Below are 26384 nucleotides of genomic sequence, written 5' to 3'. Positions count from 1 at the left end.
AGGGTGGGCGACGTCTCAGAAGGTCAGCACAGCTTTACCGACCGAGCCGGACCGGACCGCCGCGACGGCCTCGTTGATCTGCTCGAACGGGAAGTAGGTGATCATCTTCTCGACCGGGAACCGGCCCTCGGCGTTCAGGTCGAGCAGCTGGGGCAGGAACACCTGCGGCAGGCTGGACCCGGCGATGATGCCGGTGACGCTGCGCCCGTTGAGGATGCTGCGCCACTCGAAACTCATCGACTCGCTCGGCCCGATGCCGATGACCCCGGCGCGGCCGAGCGGCCCGAGCGACTCCACCGCGACGCGCAGGACGTCCTCGCGCCCGGTGGTATCGATGACGAAGTCGAATCCCTCGGGGACGAGGGCGGCCAGCTGCTCGGCGGCCGGTCCGGCCGAGGAGTCGACGGTGTGCGTGGCGCCGAAGCCGCGGGCCGCCTCCAGCTTGGCCGGGTTCACGTCGACGGCGGCGATGATCGCGCAGCCGCTCAGTGCGGCCGCGATGACGGCGGCCACGCCGACAGCCCCCGCCCCGAAGACGGCGATCGACGAGCCGGGGCGTGGCTGCAGCACGTTGAGCACGCCGCCGGCGCCGGTCTGGAATCCGCAGCCGAAGGGTCCGGCCCGCCGCAGGTCCAGCGAGGGGTCGATCTTTACGACCGCCCGCTCCGGTGCGACGACGTGGCTGGCGAACGACGACTGGCCCAGGAAGTGGGCGTTGATCTCGCGCCCTTCATGGGTCACCGCCGTGGAGCCGTCCGGGCGGCGGCCGGAGAAGTTCACGGCGTCGAAGCCGCGGCAGTAGGCGGGCGAGCCGGTGCGGCACAGCGTGCACGAGCCGCACGACGCGAAGGACATGGTGACGCTGTCGCCCGGGCGTACGGAGGTGACGTGCGCGCCGACCTTCTCGACGATGCCCGACCCCTCGTGCCCGAGCAGCGCCGGCGTGGGGAAGAAGGTCGCGAACTCGAGGTCGGTGCCGCAGATGCCGACACCGGCGACGCGGACGAGCACCTCGTCGGGACGGGGCTCCTCCAGGTCCACCTCGGTCAGGACGAATGGCTGTCCGGCTTGCTCCAGCAGAGCGGCGGTGGCGCGCACCAGGCCTCCTCGGTGACTCACATGGCGAGATCGCATATTGACATGCGTGACAAGGTCGGTCAAGGTTCACGCATGGCTGCTGTTGACTTCCCTTCTTCCCAGCACTTCATCGACGGCGAGTGGGTCGCGGCCCGTGACGGCAACACCCTGGACATCGTCGATCCGGCCACCCAGCAGGTGATCACCAAGGTGGCACTGTCGGGCGGAGCCGATGTCGACGACGCGGTCGCCGCGGCGCGCCGCGCCTCCCCTGGCTGGGCGGCGACCAACCCCAGCGAGCGCGGGGCGCTGATCCGGCGCTGGGCCGACCTGATCCTCGCCGATGTCGAGGCGCTGGCCGCCGTAGAGGCGAGGGACGTGGGCAAGCCGCTGTCCGGGGGCCGGACGAACATCTACATCGCCCACGACATCGTCAACTACTTCGCGGGCGCGGCCGACAAGCTCACCGGGGTCACGCTGCCGACCCGCAGCCCCGACTACCTGGGCTACACGGTGCCCGAGCCGTACGGCGTGTGCGCCGTCGTCATCCCGTGGAACGTGCCGGCCGTGCTCATGGCAGCGAACGTCGCGCCGGCGCTCGCCGCGGGCAACACCGTCGTCCTCAAGCCGTCCGAGATCGCACCGCTGACCCCGTTCGCACTCGTCGAACTCGCCCGCCGCGCCGGCTTCCCGCCCGGGGTGCTCAACGTCGTCGCGGGCGGCCCCGAGGCGGGTGCCGCACTGACCTCGCACCCGGGCGTCGACCACATCAGCTTCGTCGGCTCCACCGCCACCGGGCGGGCGATCATGACGGCCGCCGCGCAGAACCTCGTCCCGGTGAAGCTCGAACTCGGCGGCAAGTCGCCGAATGTGCTGTTCGCCGATGCCGACCTCGACACGGCGATCGAAGCGGTCGTCGCCTCGATCACCGAGAACGCGGGGCAGAACTGCTATGCCGGTTCCCGGCTGCTCGTCGAGGCCTCGGTGCACGACGAGGTCGTGGAGCGGGTCGCCGCCGCCATGGCCGCGATCAAGACGGGGCCCTGGGACGCCGACCTGGACATGGGGCCGCTGGTCAGCGCCGCGCAGTTCGCCCGCGTCAGCGGCTTCCTTCAGGACGCGCCTCGCGAGGGCGCGCGACTGGTCACCGGTGGCGCGCCCACCGGCGACGGATGGTTCGTCCGGCCGACCGTGTACGACCGCGTGGACGCGGGCATGCGCGTCGCCCGCGAGGAGGTCTTCGGCCCGGTCCTCGCCGTACAGTCCTTCCGCGACACGGCCGAGGCGACCGAACTGATGAACGCCACGGACTTCGGCCTGCTGGCCTGCATCTGGACCAACGACGTCTCCCGGGCCCTGCGGCTGGCGAAGGACGTCCGCTCCGGGCAGGTGGCGGTCAACCAGTTCCACGACGCCGGAGTGATCGGCTTCCCGTTCAACATGCAGAAGGACAGCGGCTTCAGCCGGGGTGGCGGGTACGGAGCGCTGCGCGAGTACACCCAGGAGAAGGGCGTGGCCATCCGGTTGTTGGCCCGCTGAGAGTCGACATCATGGGAACCGTCGCAGAAGCGCGGTCCGGACCGGCCCGGGAGAGGGCGGGGCCGGACGCCGACCCCGCCGGGCTGGAGCGGGAACTGACCGACGCCGTGCTCGCCGGAGCCGCGCGCTCGGACGTGCTCCGCGCGCTTCTGCGGGCGACCGGCCGGCAGGTGCGGCTGCTGTCCGCCGAGGGCGTGCCGCTGGCGACCACCGACGGCGGATCCGGAGTCGCGGCCACGGTCGCGGACGGCGTGCTCTCCGGCGTGGACGAACCGCTGGTCGACACGCTCGACGGGCTGTGCGCCACGGCGCTGCCCGTGCGAGCGGGGACGACGGTGGGCGGCGTGCTGCTGACCGTCGGTCCCGCCGATCCGCGGGTGCAGGCGCTGGCCGGTGCCGCCGTCACCGCGCTCCTCATCGACGCCGTGCGCGCGGGGGACGCCTCGGCCGAGGTCTCGCCGCGGCACACACCGGCCGACGTCGTCGCCGCGCTGCGGTCCGGGACGGTGAGCCCCTCGGTGTGCGCGGCGGCCGCGGGACTGGGGATCGATCTGCGGCGACCGCCGGCCGGTGCCGTACTGCACTACAGCGGCTCCCGCCTGCGCGCCTGGTCCACCGCCCTCGCCTGGCTGGAGCACCCTGTGCAGCAGGAAGGGCGCACGGCGTGGACGGTGGCGTCGGGCGAGGTCGGGCTCGCACGTCTGCAGAGCAGGCTGCGCCTCATGACCGGCGACGAGTCCGCCGGTGACCACGTCGTCGCGGCGAGCGGTTCCCACCCCGACTCGACCATCGGTCTGGCCCGGTCCTTCACCGAGGCCGAACGGCTGCTCGGGCTGGCCAGGAGCCGGCGCGTCCCGCTGCTCACCTTCGCCGGCTGCGGGGTGGTCCAGCTGCTGTTGCCCCTCCCGCGCGCGGAGCTGGAGGCGTACGCCGAGGCGCACCTCGGGCCGATCCGGCAGCGTCCGGAGCTGATGGCGACCCTCCGTGCCTGGCTGGCCGAGCGGGGCAGCCGGCAGAGCGTCTCCGAACAACTCCATCTCCACCGCAACTCGGTGGGCTACCGGGTCCGCCAGATCAAGAACCTCCTCGGCACGGACCCCCTGCTTCCCGCCGCCTCGGCGCAGTTGCACCTGGCGCTCGCGGCGCTCGACCTGCTCGCCGCCGACGATCAGCGGCTGCGCGGCGACGACGAAGAACCGGTCTCCGCCGGACGCTGAACAGTCATTGGACTGTGCCGCCGGGGGGTGCCTCGCAATGCGTCCGCACCCGCACACGCGCCGCCGAGGCCTGCGTTGCGAGCCTTAACAGCAAGCGAAATGCCGACCACTGTCGGTGAAACGCCGACGAAACCCAGTTTTTCCATACAAGCGTTGACAGCACTGGTCGGCATGGGCAGAGTGGCCCCACAATACGTTCCACCGCCTCGCAATGCGAGACGGCAGAGGTGAGGAGGGGCCGCGGTGCGAGCGATGGTGCAGACCGATTTCGGGGGAACCGAAGTCGTGTCTCCGCAGGACATCCCGGAGCCGGTGTGCGGTGCGCGCGATGTCGTCGTCGAGGTCGCGTACTGCGGGCTGAACCGCCTGGACCTGCTGCAGCGCAAGGGGCCCGGTCTGATCCCCGGCTTCCGTCTTCCCCACGTACCGGGCATGGACTTCGCCGGAACGGTGGTGGCGACCGGATCCGCGGTCAGCTCCATAGTCCCCGGCGACCGGGTCGTCGCCGACCCCACCCAGGGCTGCGGGAGCTGTCCCCGTTGCTCGGTGGGCGATCGCGCGTACTGCGTCAGCCCGCGCATCCTCGGCGGCAACATCCCGGGCGCGCTGGCCGAATACGTCCTGGCGTCCGCCGAATCGATCGTACGGGTCCCCAAGTCGGTGTCGCTCGACGAGGCCGCCACCCTGCCCACCGCCTTCGCGACGGCGTGGCACGCGGTACACACCGTCGGAGCACTGGACGCCGGTGAGACCTTCGTGGTGCACGCGGGCGCGAGTCCTGTCAGCCTGGCGGCCATCGCGCTGGCCAAGCAGGCCGGTGCCTCGGTCGTCGCGTTCGCGGGCAGCGACGCGAAGCTGGCCGCGGCCCGCGCGGTCGGCGCGGACCTGGCCCTGCGCAACGACGAACCGGATCCGGCGAAAGCGGTGACCGCCTTCACCGACGGCGCCGGCGCGCACCTGGTCCTGGACCACGTCGGCACCGGCACCTGGCGCACCTCACTGGACTGCCTCGGCATCCGCGGGCGACTGGTGCTGCTGGGCAACACCAGCGGCGACCAGGTGTCCTTCTCACTGAGAGAGGTCTTCCACCGCGGCCTGAAACTGCTGGGCGCCGGGGGCTACACCTCGGCCGACTTCGTCGCCGCCACCTCGGCCTGTTTCGCCGACGGCCTGCACCTGCCCACCGCCGCCCGCTTCCCGCTCGATGATCTCGCCGACGCCTGGGACGTGCTCGGCGCCCGCGACACCATAGGAAAGGTCGTGATCACGCCATGAACGACCTGCTCATCGTGGGGGGCGACATCGTCACCATGGACTCCGCACGGCGGGTCCTCACCGGCGCGACGATCGCCGTGTCCGGGGACAGCATCGCCGCACTCGGCACCACCGAGGACCTGCGCGCCCGTTTCCCGGACGCGAGAGAGATCGACGCGTCGGGCTGTGTCGTCATCCCGGGCCTCGTCGACGCCCACCAGCACACGACCGTCGACCCCCTCGTACGCAGCACGATCCCGGACCACATCAGCTCGCAGGAGTCGATCTTCGACTGGATCGTCCCACTGCACGCCCACGCCGACGGTGACGACGACGAACTCGCGGCGACAATCACCGCCGTCGAGTGCCTGTCCCGGGGCATCACCACCGTGCTGGAACCGGGCACGGTGGCCTACCCGGAACGGGTCGCCGCCGGGCTGTCCGCCGCGGGGATCCGCGCGCGGGTCGGCGGCTGGGGCTGGGACGCCGAGGGCGTACCGTTCGGCGCGCCCGCCGACGAGGTACTCGCCCGGCAGGAGGACATCGTCAAGTCCCTGCCGGCCAGCGGGCCGGTCACCGGATGGGTGACACTCGTCGGCCACGACCTCGCCAGCGACGAACTCTTCACCGGAGCGGCGAACCTGGCCGAGCGGCTCGACACCGGACTGACCTGGCACGTCTCGCCCGGGCCCGCCGACATCGAGGCATACGCCCAGCGCTGCGGGCGCCGGCCGGTGGTCCACTTCGGAGAACTGGGCGTACTCGGTCCGCGCCTGCTGCTGGGGCACGCCGTGTGGCTCGACAACGCCGAGGTCGACGCGATCCTTGACACCCGTACCGCCGTCGCCGCCTGCCCGGGGGCCTACCTGCGCCTCGCCCAGGGCTATACCCGCGCCTCGCGCCACGCCGAGCTGGTGCGCCGGGGCGGCCGGGTGGCCCTGGGCTGCGACGCCCACAACGCCGGCGACGCCCCCGACGTCCTCCTGGCCGCCTATCTGTTCGCCGGCCTCGAACGCGACCGTGACCTGCCCGACCCCATCCGCGCCGAGCAGGCGTTCGCGCTCGCGACGGTCGACGGCGCCGAGGCGGTCGGTCTGGGCGGGCGAACCGGCTCCCTGGAGGTCGGCAAGGCCGCCGACATCGTCGTACTCGACACCAGCGACCCCGCCTGGATGCCCCGCGGCGACCTGGCCCGCCAGCTCGTATGGGGCCACGTGTCGCGCACCGTCCGTGACGTGCTGGTCGACGGCCGCGTGGTCGTCCGCGACCGGCAGCCGACCGGCATAGACCTCGCCGCCGTAGCCGAGGCCGCCGCCGAGCGGTCCGCCGCCCTCCTGCGGCGCGCCGGCATCACGCCCCGCCCGACCTGGCCGGCAAAGCCGGCGGGCACCCCGTGAAGGAGACCAGCCGTTGAACGTCATCGACATGTCCGGACGCTCCCCGGCCCAGAAGCAGGGCCTGCTCTCGCAACTGGTGGTACCACGGCCGATCGCGATGATCACCACGCTCGACCCGGACGGAGGGATCAACGTCGCGCCGTACAGCTACTACATGCCGGTCAGCGGCGAACCGCCGCTGATCGCGGTCACCATCGGCGCCCAGCGGGAGGCGACCCAGGAGCCGAAGGACACGTGGCTCAACATCGAGCGCACGGGCGAGTTCGTCGTCAACGTCACCACCGCCGAGATCGCCGAGCACATCGAGGCGGTGGCCCGCGAGTACCCCCGCGGTGTCAGCGAGATGGACGTCGCCGACTGGCGGCCGGTGCCCTCACAGGTCGTCGACACGCCGTCGCTGGCCGACAGCCCCGCGCACCTGGAGTGCCGGGTGCACGAGGTGATCGACCGCGGTGACCACACCTCCTGCTTCTCGGGCGTGCACATCGTCCTCGCCGAGGTCGTCTGCATCACCACCGACGACTCGGTCATGTCCGCCCCGGGCCGCGTCGACCCCACCCGGGTCCGAGCGGTCGGGCGGATGGGCTTCCCGTGGTTCGTCGCCGCGGGGGAGGAGTCCCTCTTCCACCAGGAGCGTGTCTCCTACGCCGAGCTCGACCGGGCCGACCGGTCCGCCAACTGACCCCCCCGAGAAGTCACCCCCCCGAAGTCACCACCGCCTCGACAGGGCGGTGCCACCGAGCGAACGGAACCGCAGACATGACTGCAGGCAGATCTCTCTGGCGTAGTAGGGCGGCGCTCGGCCTCGCCCTCACAGCAGCCCTCGCGCTCTCCGGCTGCGCCAGCAACGATGCGACGGCACCCAAGGCGACCGCCGCCGCGGCGAGCGGCGGATCGGGCCTCAACGAGCCCGACGTCAACGGCGACGGCAAGGTCGTCATAGGTGTCCTCAGCCCCGGCGACATCAACGACCGCGGCTACTACGAGAGTTTCGTCGACTCGGCGGACGCCTTCGCCAAGGAAAAGGGCTGGACGGTCATCAAGCGCGGCAGCGTGCCCGCGAGCGACGCGCTCAGCGCCGCACGCGCGCTGTGCCAGCAGCACGTCGACATGGTCGCGCTCGCCGCGAGTGAGCTCAAGGCCGCCATCCCGGCCTCCGAGGAGCCGGTCTGCGCCAAGACCGCCTGGTACGTGCCGTCGTCGGCGAACATCGACCAGACCCCGCGGATCATGCTGTCCTCCGACAACCCCAACCAGTCGATGCTCGCCGCCGGCTACGCCGCGGGCCTGAAGATGAAGGCAGGCGGCTACACCAAGGCCGGATTCGTCACCGGCATCAAGGCCGACTTCAGTGTCCTGGGAGCGAAGGCATTCCTGGCCGGGATCCGGGAGGTCGTCCCCAAGGCCACCCTGGTGAGCACCTACACCGGTGACTTCAACGACTCGGCGAAGGCCAAGGAAGCCATCCAGGCCCAGATCAGCCAGGGGGCCAAGGTCATCTACCCCTACCTCGGGGGCGCGACCGACGCCGCGGCGCAGGTGGCGAACGCCAGCGGCGTGCTGACCCTCACCCCGGGCACCGACCGGTGCGCCTCGACCAGCCCCAAGTTCGACATCTCGGTGATCTTCAGCCCGGGTGACTACTTCCGCGCCGCGCTGGAGGACTTCGCCAAGGACGACCTGAAGATGGGAACGCCGCGCGTGTGGCAGCTGGGCGTCGACCCCTACCCGACCGTCAAGATCTGCAAGGGCCAGGGAGACGAGGACCAGCAGCTGGCGGAGTTCATGAAGAAGATCGGCAACAAGGAGATCGACCCGGAGGCCGAGGTCAAGCGCCTCGGCTGACCGACCGTGCCGACAACGACCCAGGAGAGATTCACACGCGATGACACCGACGACCTCAGCGGCCCGGATCCTCGAGCTGCGTGGCATCACCAAGTCCTACGGGTCCGTCACGGCCTGCGACGCCGTGGACCTCACCGTTGACGCCGGCGAGATCCACGGTCTCCTGGGCGAGAACGGGGCGGGCAAGTCCAGTCTCATGAAGGTTCTGCTCGGACTGATCCGGCGCGACGCCGGCACCGTGCTGGTGCGTGGTGAACAGGTCGCGCTGGACAGCCCGCAGGAGGCGGCCGAGCTGGGCATCGGCATGGTGCACCAGCACTTCAGCCTCATCAACGGGCTCACCGTGTGGGAGAACGTCGCACTCGGCGACACCGGCGCGGTGAACAAGCAGGCCATCTGCGCCGACATCGCCGAGGTCGCCGCGCGGTACGGGCTGCCGGTCGACCCCGAGGCGCGCGTCGACGCGCTCTCGGCGGGCGAGCGGCAGCGCGTCGAGGTGGTCAAGTGTCTGCGGCGCAACCCTCAGATCCTGATTCTCGACGAGCCCACCTCGGTGTTGACCCAGGCCGAGTCGCAGGAGCTGTTCGCCGTGCTCGGCCGGGTGGTGCAGGAGGAGGGACGTGCTGTCATCCTCATCAGCCACAAGCTCGCCGAGATCGTGCAGGCCACGGACCGCGTGACGGTCCTGCGCAAGGGCGGTGTCGCCTTCCGGGCGGTCACCGCCGAGACCACCGCGCCGGAACTGGCCCGCCAGATGGTGGGCCGCGACGTGTCGCTGCACGAGGAAGGAGCCGCCCTCGGCCTCCTGCCGGTCGGCACGACCCGCACGGCCCGGGGCGGGGCCCACGACCGGCCCACGCCCGTCCTGAGCCTGGCCGGGCTCACCGTCGAAAAAGGCGGGGTGACGGTTCTTCAAGGAGTCGACCTGACCGTGGGCGAGGGCGAGATCTGCGCCCTCTACGGCGTCGAGGGCAGCGGCCAGGCGATGCTCGGCGAAGTCCTCGCCGGGCTGGTCCTGCCGACCGCCGGCACCATCGAGGTCGCCGGCCGCAGGGTCGACGTGACCCGGCCCGGCGCGCTCGGAAAGGCCGGTCTCGGCATCGTGCCGGAGGACCGGCACCAGAGCGGCGTCGTCCTCGACATGAGTGTCACCGAAAACCTGACGATGAAGTCGCTCGACAAGCTCAGCGGACGGTTCCTGCTGCGCCGGAGCGCGATGCACGCCGAGGCCCGTCGCCTCGCGGACGAGTTCAACATCATCGCGCCCTCGCTCGACGCGCCGCTGCGCAGCCTCTCCGGAGGCAACCAGCAGCGCGTCGTACTCGCCCGGGAGCTGTCCGGTCACACCAGCGTCCTGGTGGCCGCGCAGCCCACCCACGGGCTGGACGTCGGCGCCATCGAGGACATGTACGCCCGGCTGCGCGGGGCGGCCGCCGACGGCGTCGGAGTGCTGCTCATCTCCACCGAACTCGAGGAAGTCATGGCCCTTGCAACCTGGATCGCGGTGATCTCGTCCGGGCAGATCACCGGAGCACTCCCCGTCTCGGAGGCGACTCCCGAGCGACTGGGCATGCTGGTCGGCGGTGAGGCCGCATGAGTGCCGCCTCGCTCACGGACGGGGACGACCTCGCCCGGCGCTTCCTCGCCCGGCTTCGGCCCGGGCGCGACGGCTGGATGACGGCGGGCCTGACCGCCGTACTGATCGCCGTCGCCGCGGGCGCCTCCGCGCTGCTGCTCGTACTGACCGGTGGCTCGCCGAGTGCTTCGGCGGACGCGATATGGACCGGGAGCCTGGCCGACGCGACGGGATGGACGACGACGCTCCTCAACACGGCGCCGTTGCTGCTGGTCGCGCTCGGTGCGTGCATCTGCGCGGCGGGCGGCACCTTCAACATCGGCCAGGAGGGGCAGGTCCTCATCGGGGGCCTGGCCGGAGCCTGGGTCGGACTGCGGCTGGCCGTGCCCGGCCCGACGCTGGTGGTCGTGGTGCTGATCGCCGCCGCCGTCGGCGGCGGCGCCTGGGCCGCGCTCAGCGCGGTGATGCTCCGCCTGCGCGGCGTCAACGTCCCGGTGAGCACCCTGCTGATGACCTTCCTCGCCATCCAGCTCGTCACCTTCGCGGTCAGCACCCCCTGGTTCCTCCAGGAGAGCGCGCAGGGCTCCTCGGGCATCGCCGACGCGGCGTCCAACCAACTGCCGGCGAACGCCCAGCTCGGCGGCTTCGGGCAGTACCCGTCGGTGCAGTGGAACATCGGGCTGTTCATCGCCCTGCTCGCCGCTGTCGGTGTCGCCGTGGTCCTCACCCGCAGCCGGTGGGGCTTCAGGGTGCGCATGCTCGGACTGAATCCGCTGACCGCCAAGCACACCGGAGTGAGGGTGGCCGCGCTCGGCGGCTTCACCCTGGCACTCTCTGGTGCCTTCGCCGGGCTGGCGGGCGGGCTGCTGCTGGTCAGCCCGGTCGGCACCAACCGCCTGCAGGCCGGGCTCTCGGACAACTTCGGCTGGGACGGCCTGCTCGTCGCGCTCGTCGCACGCAACCGGCCCCTGGTCGCGATCCCGGTGTCGCTGGTGTTCGCCGTTCTGCGCGCGGGCGGCGACTTCCTCTCGGCCACGGGCGTGCCGTACTACCTCGTCGATGTCGTCAAAGCACTGCTGGTCCTCGCGTTCGTCGCGCCTCCCGTGCTCCTCGATCTCTTCCGCCGGCGTCGCGGTGCCACACCGCGGGCGACGCCCGGCCTGTCCGTAGTCCCGACCAAGGTGAAGGCAGCCGCGTGAGCGTTCTGGACAGCACCACCACCATTCTCGCCAGCGGTGTCCGGCTGACCGTGCCCCTGGCGTTCGCCGCCTGCGGTGAGTACGTGGCCGAGCGCGCCGGCACGATGAACATCTCCGTCGAGGCGATGATGCTCGGCGCCGCGTTCACCTCGATCGCCACCGCGAGCGCGACCGGCAGCGCCACCGCCGGCCTCGTGGCGGGCGTCGTGACGGGCCTCGTTCTCGGCTTCACGCACGGCAACCTCTCCCACCGGGCACAGATCAACACCTTCGTCGTCGGCCTGGTGCTGAACGCGCTGGTGCTCGGGCTGACGAGCTACCTGATCACGACGAACGAGTTCGTCTCGCACCAGGTCGAGGTGTTGTCGATCCCGCTGCTGCAGGACATCCCCCTCCTCGGCAAACCGCTGTTCTCCGAACGCTGGCCGGCCTTCCTGCTGTTCGCGCTGGTGCCGCTCACCTGGTGGCTGGTGGAGCGCAGCCGCTGGGGCCTGGAACTGCGGGCGGTGGGGGAGAACCCCCAGGCCGCCGACGTCACGGGCATCAAGGTGAACATGCGGCGCCGGCAGGCTCTGCTGTGGGCCGGCGCTCTGGCCGGTCTCGGTGGCGCCTACCTCGCGGTCGGCGAGGTCGGATCGTTCAACCAGAACATGACCGCCGGGCGCGGATACCTCGTCATCGCAGCCGTGATCTTCGGGGCGTGGCGGCTCGGCCGGACCATGCTCGGCTGCCTGGTCTTCGGCCTCTCCGACGCGATGCGCCTGGCGCTCCCGGCGCTCGGCGTCACCCTCAACGCCCAGCTGCTTGTCGCGGCCCCGTATCTCCTGGCGCTGCTGGCCATGCTCCTGTTCGCCACGCAGCATCGGGAACCCGGCGCGCTCGGCCGTCCCTTCGAGCGTGGGTCGACGTGACGGGCCAGGTCCGGCGACGGCGGATGCCGGCCCCGCGAAGGCACGGGGCCGGTGTCCGCCGTGGGTGTGCGGCATCGCAGTCAGCGTCGGCGCAGCGCCGCGGTCTCCAGCGCCGGTGGCGTGTGGCCGACGTCCAGTGGGTTGAGGACGCTGCCTGGCGCGACGAGTTCGTCGATCCGGTCCAGTGCCTCGGCCGACAGCGGCCGGTCCACGGCGGTGAGCTGCGACAGGAGCTGGTCGTGGGTGCGCGCGCCCATGACGGCCGTGGTGACGCCGGGATGGGCGAGCACGAAGCGCAGCGCCAGTTCGACGAGCGTGCAGCCCTCCTCGGCGGCCACGCGGACAAGCTCCTCGACGACGGCGAGCTTGCGCGTCCGCACCTGCTCGTCGGCGAAGTCGAAGTGCTCGCTGTTGCGCAGCGCGCGCGAGTCGCCCGCCGGTTCGGCGCCGGCCCGGTACTTGCCCGTCAGCCAGCCTCCGTTGAGAGGGCTCCAGACCATGACGCCCATACGGTGCCGCTGCGCGGTGGGCAGGGCAGCGGCCTCCGCGTGCCGGGCCAGGACCGAGTACGACAGCTGCTCCACGGTGAACCGCTCACGGCCACCGCGCCGCGCCGCCCACTGGGCCTCCACGATGTCCTCGGCCGGGAAGCTCGACGAGCCGATCGCCCGTACCTTGCCCGCCCGCACCAGGTCGCTGAGCGCACCGAGGGTCTCCTCGACGTCGGTGTGGGGATCCGGACGGTGGACGAGGTACACGTCCAGGTGGTCCGTCCCCAGCCGGCGCAGGCTGTCCTCCACGGCACGTGTGATCCACAGCCGGGAGGTGCCGCCCCGGTTGCGGTCGAGCGGGCCCGCGGGCATCCGGCTCGCGACCTTCGACACCAGGACGACGTCGTCGCGACGTCCCTTCAGCGCCCGGCCGACGATCTCCTCCGACTCTCCGAACGCGTACACGTCGGCGGTGTCGACGACGTTGACCCCGGCGTCCAGCGCCGTCGCCACCATGCGGTGGCATTCCGCCTCGTCGGTGTTGCCCCAGGCGCCGAACATCATCGACCCGAGGCAGAGCTCACTCACCTCGATGCCCGTCCCACCCAGAATCCGGTAGTGCACGCTGCCCTCGTATTCCCAGCCGACGCCCTGTCGCTGTCCTCTCGCAGGCTGGCACAGCGGCAGGCCGCAAACCGATGTCGCGCGGGGCCAGCATCCCTGGCCTGCGTGTTGTGTCCGCAGCACATCGACCCCCGGGCGCGTGCGCGCCTAGTCTCGAAGAAATCCGAACCACTCACGATGGAGGTACCGTGGCCACCGGTCTCACCTCGGCACGCTGGACTCACGTCGCGCTGCCGACCGGCGATCTCGACAAGGCGATCGCGTTCTACACCACCCTGACTCCGCTGGTCGTGGTCGAGCGTTTCAAGGACGCCGACGGCGAGAGCGTCTGGCTCTCCAACGACCAGCAGGCCGAGACGCCGTTCGTGCTCGTCCTGGTGTCGTTCAACAAGGACAAGGGCAACCCGCAGGGGCTGCTGCACCCGTTCGCGCACCTCGGCATCGAGGTGCCGGCGCGCGGGGACGTCGACGCACTCGCGGACCGGGCCCGTGAGCTCGGCTGCCTGCACTGGGAGCCGAGGCAGATGCCCGATCCCATCGGCTACATCTGTGCTCTGAAGGATCCCGACGGCAACGTCGTCGAGATCTCCCACGACCAGCGGGTGTTCGACTCGGTCCGCGAGAAGTGGGGTTCCTCCTGAAGGACACCCGCGCCGCCGTCGAGGCGTACCTCGCGGCGTTGAACGCGCACGACGCCGACGCCGTGGCCGCTTGCGTGGCCGAGGACTTCGTCAACGAGCACACGTCGTCGCTGGGACACAGCCGCAGGGGCCGCGCCGAGTACCGCGCCGCGCTGACCGGGTTCCTCGAGAACTTCGGGGACCTGCACTACGCGCCCGAGGGCGTCCTCGTCGACGCCGAGTCGGCCGCGGTGCCGTACGTCATGACGTTTCTGATGCGGTCGGCGGGCGACCGCCCCGTACGAGTGCGCGGGGTTTTCGTGTTCACTGTCGCCGGCGGCCTCATCACGCGTCGCACGGACTACTGGGACAGCGGCGAGGTGCAGCGGCAGCTCGCCTGACGCCCCTTCCCGCTGCCCGCGACCGGGCCCCCTGACACCCCGTCCGCCCCTCGTGCGGACGGGGTGTCCGTGCCTTCCCTGACTGGCAGTTCTCTGAGCGTGACGCTGTCTCGAATGAGAGACGCTCGCCATGCGAGCAGACCGCTGGAGACACCGCTGGGCACCCCGCCTGCGTCCCCTCGGAAATCGGGAGACCGTACGACGGGGTGCGCGGTTGTGGGTGACCCGGGCTGCGGCGCCTGTGTAGAACGAGGGCGCCCCTGTCAGTCGACGTCTGTGCCCAGCCCTGGCCGACCGTCTCCCTCTCCGGCCGCGCATACGGGGGGCCTCGGGCGTGCCCTCGACCGTAGGCAGCCTTGTCGCGACAGAGAAGCCGCCGTCAAAGGGACGGTGACCTGCCAGTGGAGCCCGCCATGATCGCGGGGCAGATCCTGGTCTGAGCCGGACGGGCCACGCCCGCCGGACCGGCCGGGCCTGCCCGCGGACGGCGCGGCCCGGTCCGCACTGCGCCGGTGCGGCGGGAGTGTCGTACTCGGTGCTGCGGAGAAGGGCTCGTCCACGAGCGCGAAAGGTCCGGCCGCAGACCGGGGGCGCGGACGAAGGCCACCGCTGTCGCATGCCCCCGGACAGCTCTGCGGGGTGCTTGCCGGCATAGTCACTGAGGCCGACCGGCGTCAGCAGCTCGTCCGGATCTCCCGTGGAGAGACTCGGTCCGCGCCGCGCCGACGGTCGCGGGACCGACCCACCGGCTGGTTGATACCGGCCGGCAGGGCGACGTCCTTTCGTAGCGTCGACCATGGCAGCAGGGCGGGGGCCTGGGGGACCGTTCCGATCGCCTTCAGCGCGCAAGCCCTGCGCCGGAGTCGTCCCGAGAGCGTCAGGCTGCCGCTGCTGTACGCGCCGATTCAGGCGAAGGCCCACAGGCCGATGAACGTCCCGCGAGGTCTTCGACGGGGCCGGGGGCGGCCGAGGGGAGCGAGGTCGTCCAGGTGGTCATGACGGATCCTTTCCGGTCGGCTGCAGGGCGGCCGGCTCCAGCGGGTTCAGAGTGTGGAACCGGCGACCCTGATAGGTGAGCGGCTCCCCTCCGCCGACCACCACACCGGCCACCTCGATCAGGATGATCGTGTGGTCGCCGGCGGTGAGGCGCTGGTGCACGACACCCTCGAGCGACAGGATGGCGCCGTCGAGCAGGGGTGGACCGAGCTCACCCGAACTGAAGCGCGCCGCAGCGAACCTGTCGACGCCGGCCGTCGCGAACGTCTGCGCCACCGGGTGCTGGTCGGCCGCCAGGACGTTGACGGCGACCGACTCGGCCTGGCTGAAGGCCGGGTGGACGTCTGCGGTGTCGGCCAGGCAGACCGAAATCAGCGGCGGGTCCATCGACACGCTGGTCACCGAGTTGGCGGTGAAACCGTACCGCTGCCCGTCCACTTCGGTGGTTACTACACAGACAGACGTGACCATCGAGGACAGTCCGTCGCGGTACGCCTGCGGGTCTTGGCGGATGACCGGCCGGCGCTTGACGGCGTGATCCATGGAGGGGGTGGACATGTCAGACCACCGCCATCTCGCCGGCGCACTCCGGCGCGCCGCAGGCCGTCGACTCGGTGGCTCGGTGGATGCGGCCGGGTGCTCCGCAGGCACCGCCGCCGCCGGTGATCCGGGACGGTCGTCGTGTCGCGGGATTCGGCAGGGAGGCCGACGGGGAGGCCGGCGGGGAGAAAGCGGATCTCATCTTGTCTTGCCTTTGCTAGGGATGCACCGACGCTAAGATGAGGTGTCTCGTATGTCAACATGCCATCTTGCATGGAGTCCTGTAAGTCAGGCGTGAGGGCTCGGCAAGGTTGTTCTCATCGGCGGCGTCGGCCCGCCGGTGGTGCGAACGGGCCGGAAGGTCACCATGTGGCGGGCTCGCGCCAGAAGATCAACGGCTCCTGCATGCCGGTGTGTTGTGCGGGTGCCGAGGGGCGCCGGGCACTGCCGGTCGTTTCGCCGAGCGCAAGAAGGCCACGTCGATCAGTCGCTGGGTCATGCGTGGAACCTTGGGGCTGTCAGCGAGGCGTCCACGGCGTCGGCCTCCGCCCGCGCGGGTGGAGAGTGGCTCCCGCACCGCGAGTCTCGACCACCCGCTACTGCGACACTCTCCTGGGGTCGTGCGCACCGGGCAGCTTCAGGGCGGCCCGCGGTCCGCTGCGGGAGCGCAGCCACCAGTCGCGCATGCCCCACAGGACAAGCACGCCGTAGATGACGTAGACGAAGCCGGAGAAGGCGTAGCCGTTGGCGAAGGCCAGCGGGACGCCGACCAGGTCGACCAGGAGCCAGGCGATCCAGAACTCGACCATGCCGCGCGCCTGGGCGTACATCGCGACGACCGTGCCGACGAAGACGTAGGCGTCCGGCCAGGGGGCCCAGGACAGCGTCGGGTAGGCCTTGAACAGCAGGGCCACCGCGACCGTGCAGACGGTGACGGCGCCGACCATCGCCGCACGCTCGCGCCAGGTGGCGAACCGGGGGGTGATCTGGCCGTTTCCGGACCGACCTCTGTCGCGGGTCCATCGCCACCAGCCGTACAGGGCCACGGTCGTGACGACGGCCTGCTTACCGGCGCTGCCGGCCAGGTGGCCGAAGAAGGCCCCGAAGAGGATGAGGCCGGACAGGAACTGCACGGGCCAGCTCCACAGGGAGCGGCGCCAGCCGAGGGCGAGGGCGGCCAGGCCGAGGATGTTGCCCGTCATGTCCGACCACAGGATGCGCTGGTCGAACAGGACGAACGCCTCGGAGTTCAGCCCGTTCACAGGGCGGACAGGCTGGCTTCAGACGGGTCAAGCGCGAACCTGTCGTCCGGCAGGTCGTCGGATATCGGGCTACGGAAGCGATGCATATGCCAGAGCTTCGACCCCCGATGGCCGTTTTGTCTATACCTAATAAGATCCAAATCGTCACCCTTGGCTGGCAGGCAGGTCGACGATCCTGCGGCCTGACGGCGCCTCCCCCTCGGACCAGGCTGGGCGAGGCAGTGCCCGACAGGGCGCCCCGGGGCGTCTGACCAGGCCACGGAGGGCGAGATGGCCGCGTTCGGCGCGTCGTCAGGTTCCGGCGACCCAGTGCACCGTCCGGTGCCGCCCGGAGAACGCGCCGAGGACCTCGAGATCGATCGGCTCGGCGGTCTCGGGGACACTGCCCCGCAGGCGCAGTGCGCCCTGCTGGGCCGGCAGGAAGTCCGTGTTGATCTCCCGGACCAGGGCCGCTGACATCATGTCGGCACGGACGCAGAACGTGTAGTCCTTGCGGTCCCGGCTGATCCTGATGCCGAAGGTGCGGAGCGGCAACCGGTCGGAGTCGACGCGCTCGTAGTGGCCGCGGAATTCCGGCGGGGTGGCCGCCAGCTCGGGTTGCAGCACGTACAGGTTCGAGTGCGCCAGGTGCCGACAGAACTCGTCCAACTCCCGCAGCAGTGTGGGGTGCACGTGCCTCGCGAGGAAGAGGTGATCGCTGCGGATGCCATTCGGCACAGGAGTCCAGCGGGCTTGCACGAGGCGCGAGTCCGGAAGCGTGTCGGCTATCTGCCAGAAGGTCCTGAAACGTGGCATGTGCTCAAGAGTGCTCCGACTGAAGCAGTGTGTCCAGTGTCGGGCCGTGACCGCAGACGGCTCGCACATGAAATGCGGTCATGGCCTACCGGGGGTTCCCGGCGTCATGGTTTGGGGTCCTGGCCGGCCTGCTCCTCGAGCATTGTCGAAGACGAGCCTGGTCGGCGTGCTGGTGGCGTCGTCCCGGACGGCGAAGCGGATGGTCATTTCGCGGGGACGAGCCGTGGCTGCCTTCGGTGTTGTTCCCGGGGGTCTACTTCAGGCCTGCCGCCGTGCAGTCGGCCGCGAGTTGGGGCACGCATATGTCGGACGGTGTGTACATGCCGTCCCTGATGACCGTGTCCTTGATGTTGTCCTTCGTCAGGGCGACAACGGGCACGAGATGGGCGGGGACGCCCTTGTGAGTGGGGCTGTCGACCTTGTCACGCGTGAGGGCGTCAAACCGTATGTTTTTGCCCTGTGCCTTGGCCACGGCCATCTCCGCGGCGTGTTCGGCCTCCTGCGGGTACGGTTTGTACGCGCTCATGTACTGCTCGCCGGCGACGATCCGCCGCACCGCCGAGAGCTCGGCGTCCTGTCCGGTGACCGGCGGCAGGTCGGTTACGCCTGCGGCCTTCAGCGCTTCGATGACGCCGCCCGCCAGACCGTCGTTGGCGGCGTAGACGGCCTTGATGTCGTTCTTGCCGATTTCGTTGATCGCCTCGGTCATGTTCTTCTCGGCGGTCTGCGGCTTCCAGTCCACGGTGTCGAACGACTTGGCGATCGTCACCTCGCCGTCGAGCGCGAGGAGCGCGCCCGCCTTGAACTGCTCGGCGTTCGGGTCGGTGGGCGAGCCGTTCATCATGACTATCTTGTCGGAGATGCTGGCGTCGTCACCGAGGGCTTCCAGCAGCGAACGGCCCTGTATCTCGCCGACGAGCTCGTTGTCGAAGGTGATGTACGCGTCGAGCGGGCCCTCGGCCAGCCGGTCGTAGGCGATGACCGCGATACCGGCCTTCTTGGCCTTCCTCACCCCGCTGGCGATGGCGTGCGTGTCGACCGGGTCCAGCAGGATCACGTCGACCTGTGCGTTGATCATCTGCTGCAGTTGCCGTGACTGCTCGCCCGCGTCCGCATCGGCGTTGGCGTACTCGACCCGGCCCTGGCCGTGAGTGAGGGACGCGACCTTCGCCTTGATCACGGGGTAGTGGAACTGCTCGTACTGGGGGTTCGACTTTTCGGGCAGCAGCAGCCCCACGGTGATGTCGTCGCCCTTGGTCGGGCTCGCGTCGCCGCTGCTCCTCGCCGTGTTGAGCGCGCCGCAGCTGACGAGCGAGGCAGAGAGCGTTGTGGTGGCTACGGACATGGCGATACGACGCATCGGGAGCTCACTTCAGGCGCGATCCGGACGTGGGTACCTGCATTGCGGCCCACCTGACTGAAAGGCCGAAGGGCGGCCCCCTCGGTATCGAGCGGGACTACCATACGATATGAGAGATGGCATCTCGCAATATGTCCACTCCTGACAGTCGCACTGCACCATCGGACCGCCCCCGGCGGGTACCTGCTCCGCGGGGTCGACGGGTGGCCGGCGAAAGGGCGTAACCGGGCCGTCGGCGTGCTTGGCCTGCCACCCCGCGATGCCAGGTATTGCGCTCGGAGTGGCGGTGCCGAGCGCGTCCGCGGGGTCCGTGGTTCCCCGCCAGCGGCCGTGTCGTACGCGCCGCACGGACCGCTGGGGCGGCGGCAAGGTGAGGTGGCAGCTCGCGTGCCGCCGTGGCCGACATCGTGGAAGTGGCGCTCCGATCTCGCACCTGACTACCCGTCATCTCTAGTCCGGGCGGGATGTCGGCCTGCCTGCATCTCGCATATCTGTATCGCTTGACATGATGCTATCTCGCATTGAAAGATGCCCGCCATGCGAGTAGTGACGACGGACGCCGGCCTGGGCCGGATCGAGGACGGGGCTATCGCCCTGCTGGACACGGCTTTTCCGCACGTCGGCGGGGTCCTCGAACAGCACGGATCGCTGCGGTGCCTGGAGTCGAGCGCGGTGCGCCGACGGATCCCGCTCGACGAAGCCACGCTCGTGGCGCCGTTGGGCCGCCCCCGGGCGGTGTGGGGCATCGGCCTCAACTACATGTCGAAGGCGGCCCGGGCCGGCCGGGGGCTGCCCGAACAGCCGATCCTGTACCTGGCCGCGTCGTCCGGCGTCCTGGCACCGGGCGCACAGGTGGTGATCCCACGGGCCGCGACCGAACCCGACTACGAAGGGGAGATCGCGATCGTCGTCGGGCGCCCGCTGTACCAGGCGTCCGAGTCGCAGATCTGGCCCGCGATCGCCGGCATCACCGCGGCCAACGACATGACGGCGCGCGACGTCATGCGCACCACGGCGGTGCCGGCCCTCGCCAAGAGCTTCCCGGGGTTCACGCCGCTCGGCGCGTCCGTCTGCACCCCCGACGACCTCGCCGACCGCGACGCGATCCGTGTACGGACCCGGGTCAACGGCGAACTCGTGCAGGACGACACGAGCGCCGGGATGATCTTCGCGGTCACCGATCTGCTCAGCCGGCTCTCGTGGTTCACCGCACTCGAACCCGGCGACGTCGTCCTCACCGGAACCCCGGCGGGCACCGGCCAGGACCGCGGCTGCTTCCTCGCCGACGGCGACGAGATACGGGTCGAGGTGGACGGTGTACTGCCCCTCGTCACCCGCGTCGTGCGTCCCTCGGGCGCCTCACCGCACGACCACCGGCTGACCGAACCGGTCAGCTGACCGCCCCTCACACTGGAGCACACACCGATGCCCATCTCCTCCCCGTCGTCCTACGACCTCGTCCTGGCCGGCGGCACCGTCATCGACCCGGCGTCGAACACCAACGCCCGGCTCGACGTTGCGGTCACAGGTGACCGTATCGCCGCGATCGGGGAAGGGCTGGCGGCGGGCGCGGCCCGCACGATCGACGTCACCGGTTCCACCGTGCTGCCGGGCCTCGTCGAGGGCCACACCCACATCTTCCAGTACGTCTCCGCCGTCGGCGCCCCCGCCGAGGAGGCCCACCTGCGCCGTGGCGTCGTCGCCGCGGCGGACGCCGGAACCGCCGGCGCCTCGACGTTCGCGGCCTTCCGCAAGCTGGTGGTCGAGGCGAACCCGCTGCGCATCGTCAACTTCCTCAACGTCTCGGTGCTCGGCCTGATCGACTTCAGGTTCGGCGAGCTGCTCAACCCCGACACCCTGGTCCCCGAGGACGCGCTCGCGACCGCCGAGGCCCACCCCGACATCGTGCGCGGCTTCAAGATCCGGCTGTCCGAGGACGTCGTCGGCGAGCACTGGGAGTCGCTGCTGAAGAAGTCCGTGGCGCTGGCCGAGCAGACCCGACTCCCGCTGATGGTGCACATCGGGGAAACCGAGGAGCCGGTGCCCGTCGTCCTGGATTACCTGCGCCCTGGAGACATCGTCGCGCACTGCTACACCGGCAAGCCGAACGGCATCCTCGACGGCGACCAGGTGCACCCCGCGGTCACGGCGGCCCGCGAGCGGGGCGTGCTGTTCGACTCCGCCCACGGCAAGAGCAACCTCAGCTTCGAGGTGGCGCGCCGGGCGATCGCCGACGGATTCCTGCCCGACATCCTCAGCTCCGACACCAGCGCCCGCAACTGGCGCGGCCCGGTGTTCGACCTGCTCACCAGTGTCTCCAAGCTGGTCGCGCTCGGCGCGCCGCTGGGGGAGTGCATACGGCGGGCCACCGTCGCCCCCGCACAGCTGCTCGGCCTCGACACCGAGGGCTACGGGCGCCTGGCGGTCGGCGGGCGGGCCGACGTCACGGTCGTCGACTGGACCGACGAGGTCACCCTGCCCGACGCCGCGGGCAACACCATCCTCGCGCCGCGCCTGGAGCCGACCGTCGTGCTGCACAACGGCGCCGAGGTCGACATCGTGCCGTGGCGCGGTCTGCCGTCGGCATGAGACGCCCGCCCCCGGGGAGGACGCGATGATCGTCGGCGATGTCCACCTGCTGCGGCGCCGGTTGCGCGCGGCCCTGACGGCGGGGCGACCCGCGGTCGGGACGTTCGTCAAACTGGCCTCGCCCGACGTGGTGGAACTGGCCGAGGCGGCCGGGTTCGCGTTCGTGGTCGTCGACCTCGAACACTCCACCCTCACCGAACAGAACGCCGTCGACCTGGTCCGCCACGCCCACGCCTGCGGCCTGCCGGCCCTGGTCCGCGTGCCCGAGGTGGACGCCGCCGCCGTCAACCGGCTGCTGGAGGCCGGGGCGGCGGGGATCCAGCTCTCCATGCTCACCCGCGTCGACCAGGCAGAGGCACTCGTGGCCGCGACGCGGTTCGCGCCCGCCGGCCGCCGCTCGGTCAGCCTGGCCAACAGGGCCGCCCGGTTCGGCGCGCTCCCGCTGGCCGCCTTCCTGGGCGCCGAGCAGGACGACCCGCCGGTGCTGGTCGGCCAGATCGAGACGGCCCGCACCGATCCCCTGCCGGATCTGCTCGCCCCCCTCGACGTGTGCTTCGTCGGCAGCACCGACCTCGCGGTCGACCTGGGCCTGCCGGCCGACCCCGGGGTGCTGCGCGCCGCGGTGGACCGGGCGCGCGAGGCCGCCCGCTCGGCGGCGGTGGCGTTCGGCGGCTGGGCGCCGACCCGGGGCGCGGCGGGACACCTGGGCCTGAGTGACGCCGACTACCTGGTCGTCGGCTCGGACCTGCAAATGCTGGCGGCAGCCCTGCGCGCCGCCACCGGAGAGGAGAACCAGTGACCACACGCAACGCGGCATTGTTCAGCACCGTCCTGAACTGGGACGAGCTGCCGGTGACCCAGGTGCGGCCGGGGGTGCGCCGTCGTGTCTACGCGACGGACGAGATGATGATCTGCCACCACGAGCTCGAGGTCGGCATGACGCTCAACCCGCACCGCCACGAGGAGTTCGACCAGCTGGTCCATATCGCCCAGGGGCGAGCGAACTACTACGTGGACGGTGTCGCGCACGACATGCGCGCGGGCTCGTTCCTGCTGGTCCCCCGAGGCAGCGAGCACTATGTGGAGCCGACGGAGGCCCCCTGCGTGAACATCGACTTCTTCGTCCCGCCGCGTGCCGACCTGCTTCCCTGACCGAGGCCGGCTCGCCGCGGCACCCGGGGCGTGCGGTAACCGGTGCCGGGACTGACTCAGCCCACCCACACCCGAGTCACCGCCGGGAGGCGTGTCACATGACCCACATCGTCGTGCTCGGAAGCACGAACATGGACCTCGTCGCGTACGTCGCGAAGGCCCCGCAGCGCGGAGAGACCGTCAACGGACGCGAGTTCCGTACGTTCCCCGGCGGCAAGGGCGCCAACCAGGCGGTGGCCGCGGCCCGCGCGGGCGGCACGGTGTCGATGATCGGCGCGGTGGGCGCCGACACCTTCGGCGCTCAGTTGCGGACCGCGCTCGACGAGTCGGGCGTGGGCACCGGGCTGCTGCGCACCACGGAAGGCGCCTCCGGTACCGCGCACATCGTTGTGGACGACGAGGGCGGCAACGCGATCGTCGTCGTCCCCGGCGCCAACGGCACCGTCACCGCCCTCACCCCCGGCGACGAGGCTCTCATCGCGCTCGCGGACTGTCTGCTGCTCCAGCTGGAGGTTCCGCTGGAGGGCGTCCTGGCCGCCGCGGAGGCCGCGCGCCGGCATGGCGTACGCACCGTCCTGACCCCGGCGCCCGCCCGGCGCCTGCCCGCCGATCTCCTCGCCGCCACCGACCTCCTCATACCGAACGAGCACGAGGCCGCCGCGCTCACCGGCATCACCGACCCGTACGAGGCGGCCGACGCCCTGCTGGAGCAGGTGCCCGAGGTGGTGATCACGCTGGGCTCGGCGGGCAGTGTCCACGCCGCCCGGGGCACCGGGAAGATCACCGTCCCCGCGCCGCGGGTGACCGCCGTGGACTCGACCGGCGCGGGTGACACGTTCGTGGGCGCCCTTTCCGTGGCGCTCGGCGAGGGCCGGCCGATGCCGGAGGCGCTCGCCTGGGCTTCGGCCGCGGCGGCGCTCTCCGTGCAGAGGCCGGGCGCCTCGGCCGCCATGCCGTACCGCACCGAGATCGACGAACTCGCCGCGCGGGCAACGCACTGCGCGTCGGCCACCGCACCACCGTGCTCGACGTCCTGCGTGAGCGTCTCGGTCTGACCGGCACCAAGAAGGGCTGCGACCAGGGGCAGTGCGGTGCCTGCACCGTTCTGCTCGACGGTCGCCGGGCCGTGGCCTGCCTCCAGCTCGTGGTTGCGGCGCAGGGCCGCGAGATCACCACCGTCGAAGGTCTCGCGGACGGCGACCGACTGCATCCGGTGCAGCAGGCGTTCCTCGATTTCGACGGCTTCCAGTGCGGCTACTGCACTCTCGGGCAGATCTGCTCGGCCGTCGCGATGATCGAGGAACACGCGGCGGGCTGGCCCAGCGCCGTCACCGGCGACATCCGCCCCGAATCGGGGCCGCCGCCGCTGACCGCGGAGGAGATCCGGGAGCGGATGAGCGGCAACCTGTGCCGCTGCGGCGCGTACGTGACAATCGTCCGGGTGGCCGTCCGCGCTGCCCAGGGTGAGCGAGGGGAGACGGCCGTATGAAGGAGTTCGGATACCAGCGCGCGTACGACGTCTTTGGCGTTCTCGCCCTGCTCGACGCCGACCCGGACGCCCGCTTCCTCGGGGGCGGCACCAACCTCGTCGACCTGATGAAGACCGGTGTGGAACGGCCCGGCCGGCTCGTCGACGTACGCGCGCTGCCCCTTGACCGGGTCGAGTCGACCGAAGAGGGGTGCCTGCGCATAGGCGCGACCGTGACCAACAGCGACCTCGCCGCGCACCCCGAAGTCCGCCGCCGCTACCCGGCGTTGACGCAGGCGGTACTGGCGGGTGCCTCCGGGCAGTTGCGCAACATGGCCACGGTCGGTGGCAACCTCCTCCAGCGCACCCGCTGCGGCTACTTCGGCGAAGTGACCGCACCCTGCGACAAGCGCGTCCCCGGCAGCGGTTGCCCCGCCATCGCCGGCGAGCACCACAACCACGCGGTCCTCGGCGCCTCCGGCCACTGCGCGGCCGTCCACCCCTCGGACATGGGCGTAGCGTTGACGGCCTTCGACGCCGTGGTGTCGTACGAAACGACCGACGGGCAGGGGGAGTTGCCGCTTGCCGAGTTCTATCTGCCGGTGGGCGGCACCGCGCACCTGGAGACCTCGCTGCCGCCGGGGGGCTGATCACCGGTGTCACCCTGCCGCCGACACCCCCTACGACTTCGCGGCCAACGCCGACGTCCCGCTCATGGAGGTGGACTGGGTGGACGACCCCGACCCGGACGACCCGGTGGCGGCGATCGCCAACGCGGTGTGGCACGCGACCGGCGTACGCCACCGCCATCTGCCCATTCGGCCCGACCGCGTGATCCTCCCCGGAGCCACGGATGCTTGACCTCGCCGAGGAACTGAGCCGCCGGCCGCATTCGTGGGCGCGGCCGCCCTGGTCGGGCGCCCCGAGGGTTCGTACGAGGCGGGTCCGACCAGGGCCCCGCCATGTGCCGCACCGTCAGTGGTGTGCGGGCCGCGACCTGGCGGCCCGCCGCGCCCTCCGCGGTGGGCCGCCAGGTCGCTCCGGTGAGTGGGTCAGCCGCCGTTGGGTTCGCCGTCCGAGGGGCCAAGCCGCTGCGACAGCGCGCGGGCGGTTTCCAGCAATGCCTGGGCCATCGGCGCCTTGACGTCGTCGGAGACCGTCGCCGTCGTGCCGACGACCGCGAGCGTTCCGCTGATCTTGTCGCCTTCGAAGATCGGTGCCGCGATGGTGCGGACCCCGTTGACTGCGGGGGAGTTGACCGACAGCCCGTGGTGCCGGATGGCGGCGAGTTCCTCGGCGAGCTCGGCCGACATGCGGACCGAGCGCGGCAGCGGCGGTACCTGGTCCGCGGGCAGGAAGGTGAGGAAGATCCGCCCCTGTGCCGAGGACGTGAGGTCGAGACGCGAGCCGACCCGGACGCTGATGCGCACCATGTGATCGGTGTTGTCCACCGAGCGCACCACGGTCGCCGACTCCCCGTCCCAGACCGACAGCACGATCGTCTCGTCGATACGCCGGACCAGCTCCTCCATGTATGGCTCGGCGGCGGCGACGATCGGCAGGCCGGCCCGCGCGGCCGCAGCGAGCGTGAGCACCTGGGAACCGAGGGAGTAGAGCGAGGTGCGCTCGTCGTACCGCAGCAGGTTCGCCGCCCGCAGTGCCTTCGTGTAGCGGTGCGCGGTCGCTTTGCTCGCCCCGAGACGTGCGGTGATCTCGTTGAGACTCATGTGCGGCTTGCCGACCGTGAACGAGCCGAGGATCAGCGCCGCACGCTGCACCGTCTGGATGGTCGGCGCGGTCGTGTCGGGACCGCTTCGTTCGCCGGTGCCGGGCTGCGCCTTCGTGGCCATGAAATCCTACTCCTGTGTCCCGTACTCAATAAGAGGGTAAGACGTTGAATGGAACGCCGTATCGAATAGCGTAACGGCGGGAGTCGGGGAAATGTGCGGGAAGGGCTGAGGTGCTCCGCCACCGCGAGCTGAGCCGTCGGAACCGGGCGGGGGGGGGGGGCGCCCCCCCCCGCGCCCCGGGGGCGGGGGGGCGGGGGGGGGGTGGGCCCCAAAAATAGGTG

25 protein-coding genes and 2 pseudogenes are annotated in these 26384 nt (G+C 71.0%); 19 read left to right on the top strand and 8 right to left on the bottom strand.

Annotated elements, in window-relative coordinates:
- Positions 1 to 15: 15 nt before the first annotated feature.
- Positions 16 to 1098, bottom strand: coding sequence for an NAD(P)-dependent alcohol dehydrogenase (locus ACFYX4_RS33315; protein WP_389341262.1), 1083 nt, complete (start codon positions 1096 to 1098; stop codon positions 16 to 18).
- Positions 1099 to 1170: 72 nt separating this feature from the next.
- Here ACFYX4_RS33315 and ACFYX4_RS33310 point away from each other — a divergent pair, with 72 nt between their 5' ends.
- From ACFYX4_RS33310 to ACFYX4_RS33270, 9 genes are all read left to right on the top strand, one after another.
- Entirely contained in the window at positions 1171 to 2616 is a 1446-nt protein-coding gene (locus tag ACFYX4_RS33310) for an aldehyde dehydrogenase family protein (protein ID WP_389341259.1), read from the top strand.
- Between the two features lie 11 nt (positions 2617 to 2627).
- On the top strand, positions 2628 to 3833 hold the full coding sequence (locus ACFYX4_RS33305; RefSeq protein ID WP_389341256.1) for a PucR family transcriptional regulator: 1206 nt from the start codon (positions 2628 to 2630) through the stop codon (positions 3831 to 3833).
- Between the two features lie 285 nt (positions 3834 to 4118).
- Positions 4119 to 5108, top strand: a complete 990-nt coding sequence (locus tag ACFYX4_RS33300; protein ID WP_389341253.1) for an alcohol dehydrogenase catalytic domain-containing protein — start codon at positions 4119 to 4121, stop codon at positions 5106 to 5108.
- Positions 5105 to 6484, top strand: a complete 1380-nt coding sequence (locus tag ACFYX4_RS33295) for an amidohydrolase family protein (RefSeq protein ID WP_389341250.1) — start codon at positions 5105 to 5107, stop codon at positions 6482 to 6484. Before ACFYX4_RS33300 ends, ACFYX4_RS33295 begins: the two co-directional genes overlap by 4 nt.
- A gap of 13 nt (positions 6485 to 6497) precedes the next feature.
- The gene (locus ACFYX4_RS33290; RefSeq protein WP_389341247.1) at positions 6498 to 7166 is read left to right on the top strand and encodes a flavin reductase family protein; all 669 of its coding nucleotides are present in this window, start codon (positions 6498 to 6500) and stop codon (positions 7164 to 7166) included.
- Between the two features lie 77 nt (positions 7167 to 7243).
- Positions 7244 to 8329: a BMP family ABC transporter substrate-binding protein gene (locus tag ACFYX4_RS33285; RefSeq protein WP_389341244.1), complete on the top strand. Its 1086-nt coding sequence runs from the start codon at positions 7244 to 7246 to the stop codon at positions 8327 to 8329.
- 40 nt (positions 8330 to 8369) lie between these two features.
- On the top strand, positions 8370 to 9926 hold the full coding sequence (locus tag ACFYX4_RS33280; RefSeq protein ID WP_389341241.1) for an ABC transporter ATP-binding protein: 1557 nt from the start codon (positions 8370 to 8372) through the stop codon (positions 9924 to 9926).
- Positions 9923 to 11104 (top strand): ABC transporter permease, encoded by a 1182-nt coding sequence (locus tag ACFYX4_RS33275; RefSeq protein ID WP_389341238.1) that lies wholly within the window; start codon positions 9923 to 9925, stop codon positions 11102 to 11104. The genes ACFYX4_RS33280 and ACFYX4_RS33275 overlap by 4 nt, the downstream gene beginning before the upstream one ends.
- On the top strand, positions 11101 to 12015 hold the full coding sequence (locus ACFYX4_RS33270) for an ABC transporter permease (protein WP_389341235.1): 915 nt from the start codon (positions 11101 to 11103) through the stop codon (positions 12013 to 12015). The genes ACFYX4_RS33275 and ACFYX4_RS33270 overlap by 4 nt, the downstream gene beginning before the upstream one ends.
- Positions 12016 to 12095: 80 nt before the next feature.
- Here ACFYX4_RS33270 and ACFYX4_RS33265 read toward each other — a convergent pair whose 3' ends face one another.
- A complete protein-coding gene (locus tag ACFYX4_RS33265) occupies positions 12096 to 13130 on the bottom strand; it encodes an aldo/keto reductase (RefSeq protein WP_389341232.1) in 1035 nt (344 codons plus the stop codon).
- A 188-nt stretch (positions 13131 to 13318) separates the two neighbouring features.
- On the opposite strand from ACFYX4_RS33265, the gene ACFYX4_RS33260 reads away from it, so the two are divergent.
- Positions 13319 to 13771 carry a VOC family protein gene (locus ACFYX4_RS33260; RefSeq protein ID WP_389341229.1) on the top strand — a complete coding sequence of 151 codons (453 nt, stop codon included), beginning with the start codon at positions 13319 to 13321 and terminating at the stop codon, positions 13769 to 13771.
- Positions 13756 to 14151, top strand: coding sequence for a nuclear transport factor 2 family protein (locus ACFYX4_RS33255; RefSeq protein WP_389341226.1), 396 nt, complete (start codon positions 13756 to 13758; stop codon positions 14149 to 14151). Before ACFYX4_RS33260 ends, ACFYX4_RS33255 begins: the two co-directional genes overlap by 16 nt.
- 993 nt (positions 14152 to 15144) lie before the next feature.
- Here ACFYX4_RS33255 and ACFYX4_RS33250 read toward each other — a convergent pair.
- The 5 genes from ACFYX4_RS33250 to ACFYX4_RS33230 form a co-directional block, all read right to left on the bottom strand.
- Positions 15145 to 15705, bottom strand: coding sequence for a flavin reductase family protein (locus tag ACFYX4_RS33250; RefSeq protein WP_389341223.1), 561 nt, complete (start codon positions 15703 to 15705; stop codon positions 15145 to 15147).
- 1 nt (position 15706) lies between these two features.
- Positions 15707 to 15889, bottom strand: coding sequence for a hypothetical protein (locus ACFYX4_RS33245; RefSeq protein WP_389341220.1), 183 nt, complete (start codon positions 15887 to 15889; stop codon positions 15707 to 15709).
- A gap of 394 nt (positions 15890 to 16283) precedes the next feature.
- Entirely contained in the window at positions 16284 to 16949 is a 666-nt protein-coding gene (gene pnuC, locus ACFYX4_RS33240) for a nicotinamide riboside transporter PnuC (protein ID WP_389341217.1), read from the bottom strand.
- A gap of 291 nt (positions 16950 to 17240) precedes the next feature.
- A complete protein-coding gene (locus ACFYX4_RS33235; protein WP_389341214.1) occupies positions 17241 to 17744 on the bottom strand; it encodes a hypothetical protein in 504 nt (167 codons plus the stop codon).
- A gap of 253 nt (positions 17745 to 17997) precedes the next feature.
- A complete protein-coding gene (locus tag ACFYX4_RS33230) occupies positions 17998 to 19104 on the bottom strand; it encodes a sugar ABC transporter substrate-binding protein (protein ID WP_389341211.1) in 1107 nt (368 codons plus the stop codon).
- A gap of 537 nt (positions 19105 to 19641) precedes the next feature.
- On the opposite strand from ACFYX4_RS33230, the gene ACFYX4_RS33225 reads away from it, so the two are divergent.
- The 8 genes and pseudogenes from ACFYX4_RS33225 to ACFYX4_RS33190 form a co-directional block, all read left to right on the top strand.
- The gene (locus tag ACFYX4_RS33225) at positions 19642 to 20502 is read left to right on the top strand and encodes a fumarylacetoacetate hydrolase family protein (RefSeq protein WP_389341208.1); all 861 of its coding nucleotides are present in this window, start codon (positions 19642 to 19644) and stop codon (positions 20500 to 20502) included.
- 27 nt (positions 20503 to 20529) lie between these two features.
- A complete protein-coding gene (locus ACFYX4_RS33220) occupies positions 20530 to 21693 on the top strand; it encodes an amidohydrolase family protein (protein WP_389341205.1) in 1164 nt (387 codons plus the stop codon).
- Between the two features lie 25 nt (positions 21694 to 21718).
- Positions 21719 to 22492: an HpcH/HpaI aldolase/citrate lyase family protein gene (locus tag ACFYX4_RS33215; RefSeq protein WP_389341202.1), complete on the top strand. Its 774-nt coding sequence runs from the start codon at positions 21719 to 21721 to the stop codon at positions 22490 to 22492.
- A complete protein-coding gene (locus tag ACFYX4_RS33210; RefSeq protein WP_269248822.1) occupies positions 22489 to 22845 on the top strand; it encodes a cupin domain-containing protein in 357 nt (118 codons plus the stop codon). Before ACFYX4_RS33215 ends, ACFYX4_RS33210 begins: the two co-directional genes overlap by 4 nt.
- 98 nt (positions 22846 to 22943) lie before the next feature.
- The gene (gene rbsK, locus ACFYX4_RS33205) at positions 22944 to 23900 is read left to right on the top strand and encodes a ribokinase (RefSeq protein WP_389341199.1); all 957 of its coding nucleotides are present in this window, start codon (positions 22944 to 22946) and stop codon (positions 23898 to 23900) included.
- Positions 23843 to 24334 (top strand): (2Fe-2S)-binding protein, encoded by a 492-nt coding sequence (locus tag ACFYX4_RS33200; RefSeq protein ID WP_389341321.1) that lies wholly within the window; start codon positions 23843 to 23845, stop codon positions 24332 to 24334. The genes rbsK and ACFYX4_RS33200 overlap by 58 nt, the downstream gene beginning before the upstream one ends.
- A pseudogene (locus tag ACFYX4_RS33195) lies at positions 24331 to 24992 on the top strand (FAD binding domain-containing protein); the annotation flags it as partial. The gene ACFYX4_RS33200 and the pseudogene ACFYX4_RS33195, both read left to right, overlap by 4 nt.
- A gap of 2 nt (positions 24993 to 24994) precedes the next feature.
- Positions 24995 to 25174 (top strand): annotated as a pseudogene (locus tag ACFYX4_RS33190) (hypothetical protein); the annotation flags it as partial.
- Positions 25175 to 25365: 191 nt separating this feature from the next.
- Here ACFYX4_RS33190 and ACFYX4_RS33185 read toward each other — a convergent pair.
- Positions 25366 to 26163 carry an IclR family transcriptional regulator gene (locus ACFYX4_RS33185; protein ID WP_389341196.1) on the bottom strand — a complete coding sequence of 266 codons (798 nt, stop codon included), beginning with the start codon at positions 26161 to 26163 and terminating at the stop codon, positions 25366 to 25368.
- Positions 26164 to 26384: the final 221 nt, after the last annotated feature.

This window comes from Streptomyces sp. NPDC002328, from assembly GCF_042890065.1.
Lineage (GTDB): Bacteria > Actinomycetota > Actinomycetes > Streptomycetales > Streptomycetaceae > Streptomyces.
This window is presented reverse-complemented; position numbering and strand designations above follow the sequence as displayed.

Excerpts from the sequence above, each read along its gene's own strand:
- ACFYX4_RS33275 (WP_389341238.1), top strand. The coding sequence starts at position 9,923 with ATGAGTGCCGCCTCGCTCACGGACGGGGACGACCTCGCCCGGCGCTTC.
- ACFYX4_RS33245 (WP_389341220.1), bottom strand. The coding sequence starts at position 15,889 with ATGAGATCCGCTTTCTCCCCGCCGGCCTCCCCGTCGGCCTCCCTGCCG.
- ACFYX4_RS33310 (WP_389341259.1), top strand. The coding sequence starts at position 1,171 with ATGGCTGCTGTTGACTTCCCTTCTTCCCAGCACTTCATCGACGGCGAG.
- ACFYX4_RS33220 (WP_389341205.1), top strand. The coding sequence starts at position 20,530 with ATGCCCATCTCCTCCCCGTCGTCCTACGACCTCGTCCTGGCCGGCGGC.
- ACFYX4_RS33305 (WP_389341256.1), top strand. The coding sequence starts at position 2,628 with ATGGGAACCGTCGCAGAAGCGCGGTCCGGACCGGCCCGGGAGAGGGCG.
- ACFYX4_RS33215 (WP_389341202.1), top strand. The coding sequence starts at position 21,719 with ATGATCGTCGGCGATGTCCACCTGCTGCGGCGCCGGTTGCGCGCGGCC.
- ACFYX4_RS33280 (WP_389341241.1), top strand. The coding sequence starts at position 8,370 with ATGACACCGACGACCTCAGCGGCCCGGATCCTCGAGCTGCGTGGCATC.
- ACFYX4_RS33285 (WP_389341244.1), top strand. The coding sequence starts at position 7,244 with ATGACTGCAGGCAGATCTCTCTGGCGTAGTAGGGCGGCGCTCGGCCTC.
- ACFYX4_RS33250 (WP_389341223.1), bottom strand. The coding sequence starts at position 15,705 with ATGTCCACCCCCTCCATGGATCACGCCGTCAAGCGCCGGCCGGTCATC.
- ACFYX4_RS33295 (WP_389341250.1), top strand. The coding sequence starts at position 5,105 with ATGAACGACCTGCTCATCGTGGGGGGCGACATCGTCACCATGGACTCC.
- ACFYX4_RS33235 (WP_389341214.1), bottom strand. The coding sequence starts at position 17,744 with ATGCCACGTTTCAGGACCTTCTGGCAGATAGCCGACACGCTTCCGGAC.
- ACFYX4_RS33185 (WP_389341196.1), bottom strand. The coding sequence starts at position 26,163 with ATGGCCACGAAGGCGCAGCCCGGCACCGGCGAACGAAGCGGTCCCGAC.
- rbsK (WP_389341199.1), top strand. The coding sequence starts at position 22,944 with ATGACCCACATCGTCGTGCTCGGAAGCACGAACATGGACCTCGTCGCG.
- ACFYX4_RS33230 (WP_389341211.1), bottom strand. The coding sequence starts at position 19,104 with ATGCGTCGTATCGCCATGTCCGTAGCCACCACAACGCTCTCTGCCTCG.
- ACFYX4_RS33225 (WP_389341208.1), top strand. The coding sequence starts at position 19,642 with ATGCGAGTAGTGACGACGGACGCCGGCCTGGGCCGGATCGAGGACGGG.